This is a genomic window from Sinorhizobium glycinis (genome assembly GCF_001651865.1).
Lineage (GTDB): Bacteria > Pseudomonadota > Alphaproteobacteria > Rhizobiales > Rhizobiaceae > Sinorhizobium > Sinorhizobium glycinis.
The window spans coordinates 161,972-177,226 of the sequence record NZ_LPUX01000053.1 but is presented as its reverse complement, the minus strand read 5'-3'; the positions used below and the strand labels follow the sequence as shown (position 1 = coordinate 177,226).

Sequence of the window (15,255 nt, the reverse complement as noted above, 5' to 3'; positions counted from 1 at the left end):
ACCTTTGCGCGTCCAATCGGACGCGCGGCGCTGTAGAGGAGGCGGTATGCGATTCGCGGTGTAGAGGGGCCTGCGGCAGGGAGTTGAGGCCGCGGGTTTAAACGGAGGAAAGTGCGAAATGACCATACTTTTGGGCGTTATCGCATGCGGGTTGCTTTCGGTGGCCTACGCCATCTGGGCGACACAGTCGGTGCTGGCCGCCGACCAGGGGAATGCCCGCATGCAGGAGATCGCAGGTTTTATCAGAGAGGGGGCACAGGCCTACCTCGCCCGTCAGTACACAACCATTGCCATCGTCGGTGTCGTCGTCTTCATCGCCGCATGGGTTCTGCTCTCGAGTGCGGCCGCCATCGGGTTCCTGATCGGCGCGGTGCTTTCGGGCGCGGCCGGCTTCATCGGCATGCATGTTTCGGTCAGGGCCAATGTCCGCACGGCCCAGGCCGCCTCGGTCAGCCTCGCCTCCGGTCTTGAAATCGCCTTCAAATCCGGTGCGATCACCGGACTCCTGGTGGCCGGCCTCGCTCTCTTGGGCGTCTCGGTCTACTACTTCATACTCACCGTCGGCCTCGGCCATGAACCGGCCGGGCGCGAGGTCATCGATTCACTTGTCGCACTCGGCTTCGGCGCTTCGCTGATCTCGATCTTCGCCCGCCTCGGCGGCGGTATATTCACCAAGGGCGCCGACGTTGGCGGTGACCTCGTCGGCAAGGTGGAAGCCGGCATCCCCGAAGACGATCCGCGCAATCCGGCGACGATCGCCGACAATGTCGGCGACAATGTCGGCGACTGCGCCGGCATGGCGGCGGACCTCTTCGAGACCTACGCGGTGTCCGTCGTGGCAACCATGGTGCTCGCATCTATCTTCTTCGCCGGTGCGCCGGTGCTCGCGACCGTGATGGTCTATCCGCTGGCGATCTGCGCCGCCTGCATCATCACCTCGATCATCGGCACCTTTTTCGTCAAGCTCGGCACCAACGGTTCGATCATGGGAGCGCTCTACCGGGGACTGATCGTTACGGGCGCACTATCGATCTTCGGTCTCGGCGCCGCGACGTCGCTGACGATCGGCTGGGGTTCGATTGGAACCGTTGCAGGCCAGGACGTCACCGGCTGGGCCCTGTTCGCGTGCGGCATCATCGGCCTCGTCGTCACCGCGCTCATCGTCGTGATTACCGAATATTACACGGGCACGAACAAGCGGCCGGTGAACTCGATCGCGCAGGCCTCGGTCACCGGTCACGGCACCAACGTGATCCAGGGCCTGGCCGTCTCGCTCGAATCGACCGCCTTGCCGGCAATCGTCATCGTCGGCGGCATCATCACGACCTATCAGTTCGCCGGCCTTTTCGGGACTGCGATCGCCGTCACGGCCATGTTGGGCCTCGCCGGCATGATCGTCGCGCTCGATGCCTTCGGCCCGGTCACCGACAATGCCGGTGGCATTGCGGAGATGTCGCACCTGCCGCCCGAGGTGCGCAAGTCGACCGACGCCCTCGATGCGGTCGGCAACACGACGAAGGCGGTGACCAAAGGCTACGCGATCGGCTCTGCGGGGCTCGGTGCGCTCGTGCTGTTCGCGGCCTATTCCAACGACCTCACCTATTTCGCCGCGAATGGCGACAAGCATCCCTACTTCGCCGACGTCGGCACGATATCGTTCGATCTCTCGAACCCTTATGTCGTCGCCGGGCTGATCTTCGGCGGTCTCATTCCCTATCTGTTCGGCGGCATTGCCATGACCGCCGTCGGAAGGGCAGGGGGCGCCGTCGTCGAGGAAGTGCGCCGTCAATTCAAGGAAAAGCCGGGCATCATGGAAGGCAAGGACCGGCCGGACTATGGCCGCGCCGTCGACATGCTCACCAAGGCGGCGATCCGGGAGATGATCATTCCCTCGCTCTTGCCGGTGCTGGCACCGATCGTCGTCTATTTCGGCGTGCTGCTGATTTCCGGGTCGAAAGCCTCGGCCTTTGCGGCGCTCGGCGCCTCGTTGCTTGGCGTCATCGTCAACGGCCTGTTCGTGGCGGTTTCGATGACCTCCGGGGGCGGTGCCTGGGATAATGCGAAGAAGAGCTTCGAGGACGGTTTCGTCGACAAGAACGGCACGCGTCACATGAAGGGCTCGGAGGCGCACAAGGCGTCGGTCACCGGCGACACGGTCGGCGATCCTTACAAGGATACGGCCGGTCCGGCCGTCAATCCGGCGATCAAGATCACCAACATCGTGGCACTGCTGCTGTTGGCCGTGCTCGCCTGACCGAGACCGCAAAAGCAAAGACCCGCGGAACCTGGTTCCGCGGGTCTTTTGTGTTTTGAGGCGTGTTTACTTACCAAAATCCTTGAAGAGATTTCGCGCCGCTGCCTGTCCGGCACCCGGGCCGCTCAGCAACTGCCCGAGGAAGCTCGTTTCCTTGCCGCCCGTCGGCGTCGTGCGCGACAGCATGTCGAAGACCTTGCCGTCCTTCATGGTGTAGTGGGCAAGCTGGCTGACGACGCCTTCCTTGTCGAAATAGACGGCGAGGATCGACTGGTCGATGATCTTCGGCTTCATGAAGGCAACCGGCCGCTTGCGCTTCTGCGAGATGTAATAGAACACCTCGTTGTCGAAAGTCGCTGTGGTTGACGGGGTGCCCAGCGACAGCATGACCTGTTCCCGGCTCGATCCGACGGGAACGAGGTTCAGCGTTTCCTGATCGACGACATAGCCCTGGTGCAGGACTTCGCCAACATCCATTGCCTGGCAGCCGCCAAGCACTCCAGTGCATAGGGAAGCCACGACCACGGCACGGCCAAGAACTTTCAGGTTTGATGTCAGATACCGCTTCGTCAAAGACTGCTCCCCTGGAGTAACGATGGCATATGCGCCATTGCAATTCGTGCCTGCTTCGGTAAACCAGCTTCGGCTATCATGCAATAACGTCATGGGCGCGTGCCCGTGAATCGAGAAAGCCACGGCTGGGCTTTGTTATGATTTTTGGACTGTTCAAGAGAAAAAGCGGCAACATTGCGATTGTGGAGCGCCAGTATGGGCTTCTGACCGCGGCGGCGCGCCAGCCGTTTCTCTATAGCGACCTCGATGTGCCGGACACGGTGATGGGCCGTTTCGAGATGTTGTCGGCGATCCTGATCCTCTATTTCCGCCGCACCCGGGCCTCGGCACGCACCGGCCAGGAAATCGCGCAGGAGATCGTCGATGCCTTCTTCGAGGATGTCGACCATTCGATCCGCGAGCTTGGCGTCGGCGATGTCAGCGTGCCGAAGAAGATGAAGAAGTTCGCCGGCATGTTCTACGGCCGGTTGGAGTCCTATGCGGCGGCGCTCGAGAACGGCGACAGGCAGGCGCTTTCCGGCGCGCTGCGGCGCAATTTCCATCCGCAACAAGAAGATGCGCCGCCGATGGCAGGCTTGGCGCGCTATCTCATTTCCGTAGAAGCCGCACTCGCGGAGGTCCCGGAAGAGCTGGTAGAAACGGGACAGTTGCGCGTTCCGCCGGCAGGGAGCCAATAGGCGCTCGGCAACGCAGCGGCATCTTAGCATCGTTAGAGGCGCGGTGCTGCAGAAAGGATCTTTGTCATGAGGCACGAAAACAAACCGGCATTTTCCTACCCGGTGAATGTAGGGCATATTTCGGCCAATCCGGTCGGCGTGCGTCTGTCTGCCAGCGAGGCCGAGCGAAGGGAACTCGCTGCACTTTGGAAGGTCAATGAGGTTCGCTCGCTTGTCGCCGACCTGCAGATCGGTCGCTGGAAAAAGGACGGGGTCAAGATCAAGGGCGAGGTGCGGGCCGAGCTCGTCCAGACCTGCGTCGTCACCCTGGACCCCGTGGAGTCGGAGATATCCGAGCCGGTAGAGGCGATCTTCGTGCCGGAGGGCTCCCGCCTGGCGCGGCAAGCCGACAATGACGGCGGCGAGATGATCCTCGATCCGGGCGGGCCGGACATTCCCGACACTTTTTCCGGCGATACGATCGACGTGGGCGTGGTCGTCAGCGAGCATGTGGCGCTGGCGATCGATCCCTATCCCCGCAAGGAGGGCGCCGTCTTCGGCGAGCGCATCGAAAGCTCGGCGGCGGATGACAAGCGGCCCAACCCGTTCGCGGTCCTGAAGGATTTGAAAAAGGATTGAAACGGAGTCGGCCGGGCTTACAATTCGGTTGTCACGCAGACGAAAAGCAGTATTTTGGCCCGACTCCAGCCGAAGGGGCCGCTGTGCCGACACGCTGCATGCTGGCCCACTGCATGTCTCCTTAAATCGACCTCGATTTAAGGACGAAGACATGCAGCAATTCAAAGTGCTACAGCGACCATTGCGCGCCTGGTAAGGCGCGCGGCGCTGTAGGTGTCAGAAGGAAGGACGGATGGCCGTTGCGTGAAGATTGCGCAGCGGCGGAATGCGTCGCGTGGCGGGAAAAAGGGATAAGACACGCGTGGTCAGAATTTCACTTGACGTTATGGGGGGCGACTATGGTCCGGAGGTCGTCATCCCCGGCGCTGCCAGGGCGCTCGAACGTCACCCGGACATTAAGTTCGTCCTGTTCGGCCAGGAAGCGCGTTGCGCCGAACTCCTTTCCAAGTACCCGAAGCTTCAGACGAGCAGCACTTTTCATGATTGTGAAATCGCCGTCGGCATGGACGAGAAGCCGAGCCAGGCGCTGAGGCGCGGCCGCGGCAAGTCGAGCATGTGGAAAGCGATCGACGCCATCAATGCCGACGAGGCCGATGTGGTAGTCTCGGCCGGTAACACGGGCGCGCTGATGGCCATGTCGGTCTTCTGCCTTCGCACCATGCAGGGCATTCAGCGTCCGGCGATCGCGGCCATCTGGCCGACGCTCAAGGGCGAGAGCATCGTGCTCGATGTCGGCGCGACGATCGGCGCCGACGCGCAGCAGTTGATGGACTTCGCCTTGATGGGCGGTGCCATGGCCCGTGCCCTCTTCGAGGTCGAACGCCCCTCCGTCGGCCTTCTGAATGTCGGCGTCGAGGAGATCAAGGGACAGGAAGAGGTCAAGGAGGCCGGCAGGCTCATCCGTGAGGCCAATATCGAGGGGATCGATTACTACGGTTTCGTCGAGGGCGACGACATCGGCCGCGGCACCGTCGACGTCGTCGTCACCGAAGGCTTTTCCGGCAATATCGCGCTGAAGGCGGCCGAGGGCACGGCCCGCCAGATTGCCGAATATCTCCGGGCCGCGATGTCGCGTACGCTTCTGGCGAAGATCGGCTATGTCTTCGCCAAGGCTGCCTTCGACCGGGTGCGCGAGAAGATGGACCCGCGCAAGGTCAATGGCGGCGTGTTCCTCGGGCTCAACGGCGTGGTCATCAAGAGCCACGGCGGCACGGATGCGGAAGGCTTCGCCGCCGCGATCGACGTCGGCTACGACATGGTGAAGAACGGCCTGAAGGCCAAGATAGAGGCCGACCTCGCACGCTATCACGGCGCCGAGCCGACCGAAGCCCTGCCGCCGGCATGATTGAAGAGGTTTGATTAGATGATCCGTTCTGTCGTTCGCGGCTTCGGTGCAGCGCTGCCGAAGCGGGTGATGACCAATAAGGAAATGGAATCCAGGGTCGACACGTCCGACGAATGGATCGTGCAGCGGACCGGCATCCGCCAGCGCCACATTGCCGGCGAGGGCGAGACGACCGCTTCTCTCGGTGAGGGGGCGGCGCGCGCGGCTCTCGATAGGGCCGGCCTGACGGCCGATGATCTCGACCTGATCATCGTTGCGACCTCGACCCCCGACAACACTTTCCCGGCGACCGCCGTCAATATCCAGAACCGCCTCGGCATGCGCCATGGCGCGGCCTTCGACCTGCAGGCGGTCTGTTCTGGCTTCGTCTATGCCGTCGCGACGGCCGACGCCTATATCCGCGGCGGTCTCGCCAAACGCGCCCTGGTCATCGGTGCCGAGACCTTCTCGCGCATTCTGGACTGGTCGGACCGTACGACCTGCGTGCTCTTCGGTGATGGCGCCGGCGCCATCATCCTCGAAGCGCAGAAGGGCGAAGGCACCAAGGCCGATCGCGGCGTGCTGACGGCGCAACTGCGCTCCGACGGCATCCATGGCGACAAGCTCTATGTCGACGGCGGCCCCTCGACGACCGGCACCGTCGGTCATCTCCGCATGGAGGGGCGCGAGGTCTTCAAGCATGCCGTCGGCATGATCACCGACGTGATCGAGGCGGCCTTCGAGGCCACGGGAACGACTGCGGACGACGTCGACTGGCTGGTGCCGCATCAAGCCAATCGGCGCATCATCGACGGTTCGGCGAGGAAGCTGGGCATTCCGAACGAAAAGGTTGTGGTGACGGTCGACCTGCATGGCAATACGTCGGCCGCTTCCATCCCGCTCGCGCTCGACGCCGCCGCCTCCGACGGGCGCATCAAGAAGGGTGACCTCGTGATGCTGGAAGCCATGGGCGGTGGCTTCACCTGGGGTTCCGTTCTCATCCGCTGGTAAAAATAATTGAATGACCGCAGGCGCTTGACCGAAAAAGGCAAGGGCAATAGTCTTCCATCGCTGATCGGCGTGCCAGACATCGGTGGGGGAAGATGAGCGGAAAAACAGTAACGCGAGCAGACTTGGCTGAGTCGGTATTTCGCAAGGTCGGTTTGTCTCGGACGGAGTCTGCCGAGTTGGTGGAGACCGTCATCGACGAGATCTGCAACGCAATCGTTCGCGGCGAGAGCGTGAAGCTGTCTTCTTTTGCAACCTTCCAGGTACGCGACAAGAACGAGCGCATCGGGCGCAACCCCAAAACGGGGGAGGAAGTGCCGATCTCGCCGCGCCGGGTGATGACGTTCAAGGCGTCCAACGTGCTGAAGCAGCGGGTCTTGAAGGCGCATATCACCCGCAAGGCCAAGCAGAAGCAGACCGGCACCGCCTCCTGAGGCGCGCCCGCAACCACAATGTGGTTGAAAACCCATCCATAAGCCATTGAAATGGACCTGATTCGTGCGATCATCGCTCACGAATCCTGTCATTGCGGGCGGTTGCCGTTGCGTGAATATGGAGATGGGGACGACATGGAAAAAAGCCCGGACGCCTTCCGCACCATCAGCGAGGTCGCAGACGAACTCGACCTGCCGCAGCATGTGCTGAGGTTCTGGGAGACGCGTTTCCAGCAGATCAAGCCGATGAAGCGTGGCGGCGGCCGACGCTACTACCGGCCCGAGGACGTCGATCTGCTCAAGGGCATTCGCCACCTGCTCTACGATCACGGCTACACGATCAAGGGCGTGCAGAAGCTTCTGAAGGCCAACGGCAACAAGTTTGTCGCGGCGATCGCGAGCGGCGACCTCGCCACCGTCGAGGCGCTTGCGGCTTCCAGCCACGAAGAACCGCCGGCGCCGAAGATCGGTGTCGCCGATGAGGACCAGATCGTCGGCCGCCCCAAGGCGCCGGCAAGTCGACGCTTCTTCTCCTTTGGCGCCAGCAGCGACGATGCGGAAGTATCGATCGGCAAGACCTCCGTCAGCAAGGAGGACCGGGCGCTGCTGCAGGAAGCGCTTTACGATCTTCTGGAGTGCAAGCGCCTGCTCGACCAGGTGCGGTGACGGCTGGTCGCCGGACCACTTGGTAAGTTGTGGCGAACATGGCTTTCGGCGCGTGAACTCTTGCCCACTCGGCGCGCTGCCGCCGGCCTGCACCGGCGGTCCAGAGCCCACCGACAAGTCGGCGAGAACGCACGCGAACTAATCATGATTCGGGGAATAAATGGTCGGAGCGGCGGGATTCGAACCCACGACCCCTTGACCCCCAGTCAAGTGCGCTACCGGGCTGCGCTACGCTCCGACCCGCTTTGTTACAAGCCCGCTCTCATTAGTCGGAACATACGGGCGGCGCAAGGGGAAAATGGATTCTCGCCGGTGCTTCCCGCAGCTTTGGGAAAGCCGGAGTGGTGCCAGAAGCACTGGAGCGAACGGTTTTGTGATTTGGACGGCGGCAGGGGCGCGGATACACTACGCCCGCAACAACAGGAGAAGCCCTATGAAGCGCATCCTCGTACTTGCAGCCGCCCTCGCGCTTTCCGCGACGGCAGCATCAGCCGCGTGCCTCGGCCACAACACCACGGCCTCGGCGGACCCGGTAGACAAGGAGATCACGACGGCCAGCGTGACCGAGACCGAACAGTCAAAGCCGGCCGACGAGCTTCTCCTGCAGCAGAAGCTGCAGCAAGAACAGCCGGCTGCCGAAGACTAGGCCAGGAGAGCGGCGAACGCGGGTCTCGCCGGGCGCCCCATGGCGCCTTCGAGGCCCGCTTCCCGCGTCTGGGCCTAAACTCTCGGTTTCATGGCAGGGCGGGCCCTTCGGCACCGACCTGCCGCCGACTGCGGTATTCGAGCGCGGCGCATCCCCAAACAGTTCCGAGCAGCATATAGAAATGACGCCAGTGGTCGGTGTCGATGACATTGCCGATTCCGACATGGCCGAGCAGCGTCACCCACGCAATCATCAGATAGGGCTGCCAGGGCCGGTCGAGCAGAAGGAAGCGGAAGCCGAGTGTGAGCGTCCATGCAATCAGCGTCACGTAGGTGACGAAGCCCAGCCAGCCATAGGACGTGAGGCTTTTCAGCCAGACATTATGCTCGTCCTCCAGAAAGATGGTGCCGAACATCAGCGGCCCTATGCCGAGCGGGCTTTCCATCGACATCAGAAAGCCGATCCGATGCCGGTCGAAACGCCCGAGGTGCCCGCCGTCGTAATCCTGCACGAGTTGCGAGCGGCTCGAGAACAGTGTCGCCACCTGCTCCGATTGCAGCGCGGCGGCGAGTGCGGCCATGATGAAGAGGGCGCCGCAGAGTGCAATTACGAGAATTCTGAGCCGGAACAGGCCGCTGCGCTCCTTGAGGAGCATGACGAAGATCAGCGCGACGACGCAAAAGAGATTGAGCGCCCAGGCAGCGCGGGAAAAGGAGAGGAAGACGCCGAGGGTCAAGACAATCAGACCGGCGATTTTCAACGGAGCGCGCCGGATCGGCTGCGTCAGCAGGCCATGCACCAGGTAGAGCACCGGCGCGGCGAGAAACGGCCCGAACACGTTCGGGTCCTGGAATGCACCCTTGGCACGGTCGTAAAGGGTGAAGTTTTCCGCCCCGGGGATTGCGCCGAAATAGCCGAGAATACCGAGAAGGGCCGTGATGACCGCGCCCGAGACCCAGGCGTCGAAGATCAACCGCAGGCGCTGGTGGCGATCCTCGACAATCGCGGCGAAGAAGACCGCCGTAAGTGCCAGGAAGCCGGAAACGGCCATGTACATCGGTGCGGTTGCGAGTTCGGCCATTACCGTCAGCGACAGGATGCCACCGACCATGAAGAGCGTGAGCAGGGCGAGAAGGGGAGCGACGGAGCGTGAAATCTTCAGCCCGAACAGGAACCAGAGGCCGATGAGGCCGGCCATGAAGACTTCATAGGGCGCGGGCTCCGCAATGACGAAACCCGACAGGAAAACGCCGATCGTGACCAAGCCGGAGCCGATGATCGAAACCGCGGCGAGCTGCGGCCGGATGATGGCGAACGGAGGGGCGTTGGCGGCGATCAATACGCGCTTTCCGTGTTGAGCAGCCGGATGGGCGTTAGGAACAGAATCTTGAGGTCGAGGAGCAGCGACCAGTTCTCGATGTAGTAGAGGTCGAAGGCGGTGCGGAAGCGGATCTTTTCGTCATTGTCGATCTCGCCGCGCCAGCCGTTGATCTGTGCCCAGCCGGTGACGCCGGGCTTGACGCGATGACGGGCGAAGTAACCCTCTACGACATCCGAATAGGTGCGGTTGTGGGTCTGGGCGAGAACGGCATGCGGGCGCGGTCCGACAAGCGAGAGCTCGCCTTTCAGCACGTTGAAGATCTGCGGCAGTTCGTCGATCGAGGATTTGCGCAGGAAACGGCCGACAGGCGTGACGCGGGGATCCCCCTTGGTGACCGCGTTGCGGGCCGTCGGATCGCTCATATGCGTGTACATCGAGCGGAACTTGTAGACTTCGATGACCTCGTTGTTGAAGCCGTGGCGGTGCTGTTTGAATATGATCGGGCCGGGGGAGGTGAGTTTGACCGCGATCGCGGCGATCAGCATGACGGGCCAGAGCACAACGAGCGCCACGATGCTGAAGAAGATGTCGAAGCATCGTTTCGCGACGGAATCCCAATCGGCAATCGGTTTGTCGAAAATGTCGAGCATCGGCACCTGGCCGACATGGGAGTAGCTGCGCGGCCGGAAGCGCAGATTGTTGGCATGGGCGGCGAGGCGAATGTCCACCGGCAGCACCCAGAGTTTCCTCAGAAGTTCGAGGATGCGCTTCTCCGCCGTCAGGGGCAGCGAAAAGATCAGCATGTCGATCCGGGCGAGGCGCGCGAATTCGACGAGTTCGTCAATGGTTCCGAGCTTCGGGTAGCCGGCGATCACGTGCGGCGAGCGCCGCTCGTCGCGGTCGTCGAAGATGCCGCAAACGCGGATGTCGTTGTCCGGCTGGTGCTCGATGGTACGGATCAGGTCTTTTGCCGGAGCGCCGCCGCCGACGATCACCGCGCGGCGCTCCATCGTACCGTTGCGTGACCAATGCCGGATCGAGTAGGCGATGAAGGCGCGTTCGGCGACCAGGAAGAGCGCACCGGCGACGAACCAGCCGCCGACCCAGACGCGCGAATAGAGATGGCCCGATTTCAGAAAGAACAGGACAAGCGCGATCGTGCCGAAGGTCGCCGTCCAGGCGGCCAGAATGCGGGGCGTCATCCGCAGCCAGGCCCGGAGTGCCGGTACCTGGTAGGTATCGGCGCTCTGCATGGCGATCACGGCGAGCGCCGAGCCGAGCGCGAGAATGGCGAGGTAGACGGGCAAGTCCTGAAGCGCCGGACGGACATATTGCGTATTGATGGCATAGCCGATTGCAAAGAGGGCGCAGAGATCGAGCAGCCGGATGAGGCCGGTCATCATGGACGGCGTATAGGTATCGGCGCGGAACTGGAGCGCGATCTGGCGGGCCAGCGGGTTGAGCGGCGTCGGGTTCTTCTCGGCCTTCTTTTCGACGGGAGAGATCGTCCGGATATCGGCGACCTTCTTGCGAATGGCCTCGGTATCGAAGGTTTCGGGCCTGTCAAACTGGTTCATGGTGGCTTTCCGGCGCTGTCCCTTCGCCCGGATAGCACGAAGCCACTAAGAAACGCTTACGTTGTACGAAGACGTGCCTCGGCGAACAGCGATTCCTCTGTGAGTTCGCGATAAAGTTGCATGACGCGCCTGGTCATCACGGCAGCCGAGAAACGGGACTTGAATCGCTCCGCATCGGGCATCGTCCGGGCAGCCCAGTCCTGGTCGACGGCTGCGGCCGCCATGACCTCGGCTAGCGCCCTTGCATCTGTCGGCTCGACGAGGGCTCCGCTGTCGGCACCCAGCACCTCCGGCATGCCGCCGACACGGGATGCGATGACCGGCTTTCCGGCGGCGAGCGCCTCGAGAAGGATGTAGGGCATCGATTCTGCGCGAGAGGGGATCACGACGGTGCGGGCAAGGGCAAACGCGTCGCGAGCCTTCATCGCCGGGAGCATCCTGACGCGATTGCCGAGCCCCATGCGGGTTATCATGTCTTCATATCGGGATTGCTGCGGACCGTCGCCGACCATCAGGGCCGAGAGCGGCCGGCCGGCAAGATCCTCCGCCTTTGCAACGCCTTCGATAAAGACATCCGGGCCCTTCAGATCCCGCATCATGCCTATATAGAGAAAATCGGCCGCATCCCGCCCGGCTGCGACCGGCGCGAACTCCGTGTCGCCGATACCGTTATAGATCAGCTCGTTGCGCCCCGCAGGCCGCCCGACCTTGGCGAAATAGGTCTGCCGCTCGAAATCGCAGACGAAGACGAGCGCGTCGGTGAGACGCTCCTGCAAGCGCTCCATCCGGAAGATGGCGCTGCCGGCCACCGATCTCCGGTCATAATGGAGGCTGCCCCCATGGGGCGAATAGAGGCGGGCTACGCGATACTTGTTGACCCGCAGCGCTGAACCGATGATGCGTGCGAGCGCGCCGCCCTTGGCGCCGTGCCCGTGCAGTACATCCGGTTGCAAGCTTCTGATTTCATTGTAGCTGCGCCAGAGCGCGCGAAGATCCGAAGGCCCGATCGTGCGATGGATCGGCGTGCGGACGACACCCAGAGCCAAAAGCGGTCGGATCTCGTCGAAGAGCGCGTCCTCGTAGGAGCCGCCCGTGGTGCTGTCGCAGAGAATTCCCACCTGATGCCCGGCTTCCGCATGCGCCTCTGCGAGATCACGAACGTGGCGGAAAATGCCGCCGATCGGCGATCTGAAGCAATGGAGAATGCGCAAGGGCCGCTGGTTCGACATGGGCTCAGAACAGCCGTTCGCGAACGTAGATCGTATCGCCCGCAAGCACCGGATCGGTGATCGGCACGCGGCCCGTTATGATGCGGCCATTGATCTTGCGGGTGATGTCGGCATTCGTCTGGTTCGCGCGGGGGGTAAAGCCGCCAGCGACCGCGATGGCGTTCTGCACGGTCATACCCGGAACGTAGCTGTATTGGCCGGACTGGCCCACTTCGCCCATGATGAAGACCGAGCGGTAGCGGTCGACTTCGATCGTCACGTCCGGATCGCGCAAAAAGCCTTCGCGCAGCTTGGATGCGATCATCCCCTCCAGTTCCGGAAGCGTATGGCCGCGTGACGGCACCGCTCCAATCAGCGGGAAGGCGACATAGCCGGCCTGGTCGACCGTGTAGGTTCCGCTAAGGCCCGGCTGTTCGAACACGGTGACGCGAAGGCGGTCGCCGCTGTCCAGCCTGTAGGGCTGGATCGTCGCCTCGCTGAAGGCCTTGGGAGCCGGCTGATAGCTCGTGCAGCCGCTGGCGAGCGCCGACAATATTGCCACGGCGAAAGCGCGTGCTGTCTTCTTGCCTGCGGTCGACATGCGGGTCTTCGGCTCCGGAAATGATCACCTCTCCGCGATGTTATCGATCCGTTAGGGTTAATAGCCGGTAAACTCCCGGTGGAATTCGCCGGCACGGCTGCGTCCGATCCGTCGCCGAGGCGGACACCTCACGGTTGTGCCGACGATTAACCGTTGCGTTACCATGTTCCTTTACCTTCCAGGCAACGCGGAAGTTTTTGGGGTAGGGCATGTCGGGCGTCGGCGGTCAGCAGGATGTGGATATCGATCTCGGCGGGCTCTTTCGCGCCATCTGGCAGCGTCGCGCCCGCGTCATGCTCGCGACAGTCGGTGCCGCTGCGATCGCCTTTGGCGCGGCGAAGATGATCGCGCCGGCTTATGAGAGTGAAACGCGCGTCCTGATCGAGTCGCGCGAGCCGGAATTCAGCGGCCCGAACCAGCTTTCCCAGACGGGCTCGGACCGGATTTTCGACGAGTCCGGTATCGCCAGCCAGGTGCAGGTGCTGCGCTCCGCCGACCTCATCAAGCAGGTCGCCCGCAATATGAAGCTGCACGAGCTGGAGGAGTTCGATCCGTCTGCGCAGCCCTCCGCGATTTCCGATCTCCTGGTCATGCTGGGGCTCAAGAAGAATCCGCTCGATCTGCCGCCGGAAGAGCGGATACTGAAGGAGTTCAACACCAAGCTGCAGGTCTATCAGGTCGAGAAGTCGCGCGTGATCGCCATTGCGTTCACCTCCAAGGATCCAAAGCTCGCCGCTGCAATTCCAAATGAGATGGCCGAAGTCTATCTCTCGCTGCAGAGCGGTGCGAAGCTCGACTCCAACTCCGAAGCCAGCCGCTGGTTGGAGCCGGAAATCGCCAATCTGCGGGAAAAGGTTCGCGAGGCGGAGGCCAGGGTCGCCGCCTATCGTGCCGAATCCGGTTTGCTTCCGACCGGCGAGACGGAGAATTTCGCGACCCGGCAGCTCACCGACATCTCAACCGAGCTGGCGCGGGTCCGGGGGGAAAGGGCGAATGCGGCGGCGCGCGCCGAGGGCGTGCGCGCAGCGCTTGCCGACGGCCGCTCGGTCGATACGCTCACTGACATCGTGGGCTCGCCGATGATCCAGCGACTGAAGGAGAACCAGGCGGGTCTGCAGGCCCAGATCGCCGATATGTCGACAGCGCTGCTTGATGGCCATCCGCGACTAAAGGGGCTGAAATCACAGCTCGAGGGCATCCAGGCGCAGATTCGTGCGGAGACGCGAAAAATCCTCTCCAGCCTCGACAACGAGGCGAAGGTGGGTCAGCTTCGCGAACAGCAATTGCTTCAGCAGTTGAACGCGCTGAAGGCCCAGTCGGCGCAAGCCGGCGAGGAAGAGGTGGGGCTCCGCGCGCTGGAGCGCGAGGCGGCGGCCCAGCGTCAGCTTTTGGAGACCTATCTCGCCCGTTACCGCGAAGCGACATCGCGAACCGCCGCGAACGCAACGCCTGCCGATGCCCGGGTGATTTCGAACGCCGTGGTTCCAACCGTTGCGAGCTTTCCCAAGGTGGTGCCGATCACGATCGTAGCGGCGCTTGCAAGCTTCCTGATCACCTGCGTCGTCATCATGCTGGGCGAACTCTTCAGCGGCAGGGCTCTGAGGCCGGTCTCGGGTTCCGGAAAGATGTCCGAGACTGCTACTCCGACAACGCCGCATGTCGCGGACGAGGCGCCGGCACCCGTTGCCGCGGCCGAAGGACCCGCCGGCAGGGAGCGCGAGGAGCAAGAGCCAAGCATTGCTGCAGAGCACGACTTCTCGATCGAGTCGGTGGCCGAGCATCTGCTCGGCAACGACATTCGGGTCGCCGTTTCGGTCTCACCGGGAGGGGACGAGGGATCGACGGCAACTGTGATGCTGGCGCGTCTGCTCGCCGAAGAGGAACGCAAGGTTGTGGTCATCGACCTTTCCGGCTCCGCGTGCCCGACGCGGCTGATGGCCCAGTCGCCGCATCTGCCCGGAATAACGAACCTGCTGTCTGGCGAGGTCGCGTTCACGGACACGATCCATGCGGACAGATTTTCCGAGGCCCATATCATCCCGCAAGGCGACGCCGACCCCCACGCGGCGATGCGCGGCATCGAGCGCCTGCAGATGATCATCGACGCACTGAGGAACGCCTATGACGTGGTGCTGGTCGAATGCGGTGCGGCCGACGCAACTGCCGTCGCCAAGGTGGCTCGACGCGAGGAGGTCGAAATCATCGTTTCGGCGCCGTCCGTGAGCGAGGAAAAGATCATCGAAGAACTGACAAGCTTCGGGGAGGCCGGCTACCGCGACATCGTGCTGATGACCGGTGGCGGCGAAAGCGGTCCCGACCTTCGCGACCGCCGCGCGGCCTGAAGCGGC

Annotated in this window: 14 protein-coding genes and 1 tRNA gene; 9 read left to right on the top strand and 6 right to left on the bottom strand. The window is 62.8% G+C overall.

Annotated elements, in window-relative coordinates; all coding sequences use genetic code 11:
• Positions 1-118 precede the first annotated feature (118 nt).
• Positions 119-2,254: a sodium-translocating pyrophosphatase gene (locus AU381_RS05790; RefSeq protein ID WP_064240820.1), complete on the top strand. Its 2,136-nt coding sequence runs from the start codon at positions 119-121 to the stop codon at positions 2,252-2,254.
• Positions 2,255-2,320: 66 nt separating this feature from the next.
• On the opposite strand, the gene AU381_RS05785 is transcribed toward AU381_RS05790, so the two are convergent.
• The gene (locus tag AU381_RS05785; protein WP_064240819.1) at positions 2,321-2,827 is read right to left on the bottom strand and encodes an outer membrane protein assembly factor BamE; all 507 of its coding nucleotides are present in this window, start codon (positions 2,825-2,827) and stop codon (positions 2,321-2,323) included.
• Between the two features lie 137 nt (positions 2,828-2,964).
• On the opposite strand from AU381_RS05785, the gene AU381_RS05780 reads away from it, so the two are divergent.
• The 6 genes from AU381_RS05780 to AU381_RS05755 all read left to right on the top strand — a co-directional run bounded on the left by AU381_RS05780 (position 2,965) and on the right by AU381_RS05755 (position 7,554).
• The gene (locus tag AU381_RS05780; RefSeq protein ID WP_064240818.1) at positions 2,965-3,504 is read left to right on the top strand and encodes a ubiquinol-cytochrome C chaperone family protein; all 540 of its coding nucleotides are present in this window, start codon (positions 2,965-2,967) and stop codon (positions 3,502-3,504) included.
• A 66-nt stretch (positions 3,505-3,570) separates the two neighbouring features.
• Complete coding sequence (locus AU381_RS05775) at positions 3,571-4,122, top strand: YceD family protein (protein ID WP_064240817.1); 552 nt, start codon at positions 3,571-3,573, stop codon at positions 4,120-4,122.
• Positions 4,123-4,423: 301 nt separating this feature from the next.
• Positions 4,424-5,467, top strand: a complete 1,044-nt coding sequence (gene plsX, locus AU381_RS05770) for a phosphate acyltransferase PlsX (protein ID WP_064240816.1) — start codon at positions 4,424-4,426, stop codon at positions 5,465-5,467.
• 18 nt (positions 5,468-5,485) lie between these two features.
• Positions 5,486-6,457, top strand: coding sequence for a beta-ketoacyl-ACP synthase III (locus AU381_RS05765; RefSeq protein ID WP_064240815.1), 972 nt, complete (start codon positions 5,486-5,488; stop codon positions 6,455-6,457).
• Positions 6,458-6,549: 92 nt separating this feature from the next.
• Positions 6,550-6,888, top strand: a complete 339-nt coding sequence (locus AU381_RS05760; RefSeq protein ID WP_064240814.1) for an integration host factor subunit alpha — start codon at positions 6,550-6,552, stop codon at positions 6,886-6,888.
• 135 nt (positions 6,889-7,023) lie between these two features.
• On the top strand, positions 7,024-7,554 hold the full coding sequence (locus tag AU381_RS05755) for a MerR family transcriptional regulator (protein ID WP_064240813.1): 531 nt from the start codon (positions 7,024-7,026) through the stop codon (positions 7,552-7,554).
• A 161-nt stretch (positions 7,555-7,715) separates the two neighbouring features.
• On the opposite strand, the gene AU381_RS05750 is transcribed toward AU381_RS05755, so the two are convergent.
• Positions 7,716-7,792: transfer RNA gene (locus tag AU381_RS05750), tRNA-Pro, on the bottom strand.
• 195 nt (positions 7,793-7,987) lie between these two features.
• Between AU381_RS05750 and AU381_RS05745 the strand changes: the two genes are divergently transcribed.
• Positions 7,988-8,200: a hypothetical protein gene (locus AU381_RS05745; protein ID WP_064240812.1), complete on the top strand. Its 213-nt coding sequence runs from the start codon at positions 7,988-7,990 to the stop codon at positions 8,198-8,200.
• A gap of 88 nt (positions 8,201-8,288) precedes the next feature.
• Here the strand turns inward: AU381_RS05745 and AU381_RS05740 are convergent, their stop codons facing one another.
• Genes AU381_RS05740 through AU381_RS05725 form a run of 4 tightly spaced genes read right to left on the bottom strand, consistent with a single transcriptional unit; the run spans position 8,289 to position 12,907 of the window.
• Entirely contained in the window at positions 8,289-9,539 is a 1,251-nt protein-coding gene (locus tag AU381_RS05740) for an O-antigen ligase family protein (RefSeq protein WP_064240811.1), read from the bottom strand.
• Positions 9,536-11,098, bottom strand: a complete 1,563-nt coding sequence (locus tag AU381_RS05735; protein WP_064240810.1) for an undecaprenyl-phosphate glucose phosphotransferase — start codon at positions 11,096-11,098, stop codon at positions 9,536-9,538. The genes AU381_RS05740 and AU381_RS05735 overlap by 4 nt, the downstream gene beginning before the upstream one ends.
• A gap of 56 nt (positions 11,099-11,154) precedes the next feature.
• Positions 11,155-12,327 carry a glycosyltransferase family 4 protein gene (locus AU381_RS05730; protein WP_064240809.1) on the bottom strand — a complete coding sequence of 391 codons (1,173 nt, stop codon included), beginning with the start codon at positions 12,325-12,327 and terminating at the stop codon, positions 11,155-11,157.
• A 4-nt stretch (positions 12,328-12,331) separates the two neighbouring features.
• The gene (locus AU381_RS05725; protein WP_064240808.1) at positions 12,332-12,907 is read right to left on the bottom strand and encodes a polysaccharide biosynthesis/export family protein; all 576 of its coding nucleotides are present in this window, start codon (positions 12,905-12,907) and stop codon (positions 12,332-12,334) included.
• A gap of 209 nt (positions 12,908-13,116) precedes the next feature.
• Here AU381_RS05725 and AU381_RS05720 point away from each other — a divergent pair, with 209 nt between their 5' ends.
• Positions 13,117-15,249 carry a GumC family protein gene (locus AU381_RS05720; protein WP_064240807.1) on the top strand — a complete coding sequence of 711 codons (2,133 nt, stop codon included), beginning with the start codon at positions 13,117-13,119 and terminating at the stop codon, positions 15,247-15,249.
• The last annotated feature ends 6 nt before the right edge of the window (positions 15,250-15,255 follow it).

Excerpts from the sequence above, each read along its gene's own strand:
- AU381_RS05790 (WP_064240820.1), top strand. The coding sequence starts at position 119 with ATGACCATACTTTTGGGCGTTATCGCATGCGGGTTGCTTTCGGTGGCC.
- AU381_RS05775 (WP_064240817.1), top strand. The coding sequence starts at position 3,571 with ATGAGGCACGAAAACAAACCGGCATTTTCCTACCCGGTGAATGTAGGG.
- AU381_RS05725 (WP_064240808.1), bottom strand. The coding sequence starts at position 12,907 with ATGTCGACCGCAGGCAAGAAGACAGCACGCGCTTTCGCCGTGGCAATA.
- AU381_RS05745 (WP_064240812.1), top strand. The coding sequence starts at position 7,988 with ATGAAGCGCATCCTCGTACTTGCAGCCGCCCTCGCGCTTTCCGCGACG.
- AU381_RS05730 (WP_064240809.1), bottom strand. The coding sequence starts at position 12,327 with ATGTCGAACCAGCGGCCCTTGCGCATTCTCCATTGCTTCAGATCGCCG.
- AU381_RS05720 (WP_064240807.1), top strand. The coding sequence starts at position 13,117 with ATGTCGGGCGTCGGCGGTCAGCAGGATGTGGATATCGATCTCGGCGGG.
- AU381_RS05735 (WP_064240810.1), bottom strand. The coding sequence starts at position 11,098 with ATGAACCAGTTTGACAGGCCCGAAACCTTCGATACCGAGGCCATTCGC.
- AU381_RS05765 (WP_064240815.1), top strand. The coding sequence starts at position 5,486 with ATGATCCGTTCTGTCGTTCGCGGCTTCGGTGCAGCGCTGCCGAAGCGG.
- AU381_RS05755 (WP_064240813.1), top strand. The coding sequence starts at position 7,024 with ATGGAAAAAAGCCCGGACGCCTTCCGCACCATCAGCGAGGTCGCAGAC.
- AU381_RS05760 (WP_064240814.1), top strand. The coding sequence starts at position 6,550 with ATGAGCGGAAAAACAGTAACGCGAGCAGACTTGGCTGAGTCGGTATTT.
- AU381_RS05780 (WP_064240818.1), top strand. The coding sequence starts at position 2,965 with ATGATTTTTGGACTGTTCAAGAGAAAAAGCGGCAACATTGCGATTGTG.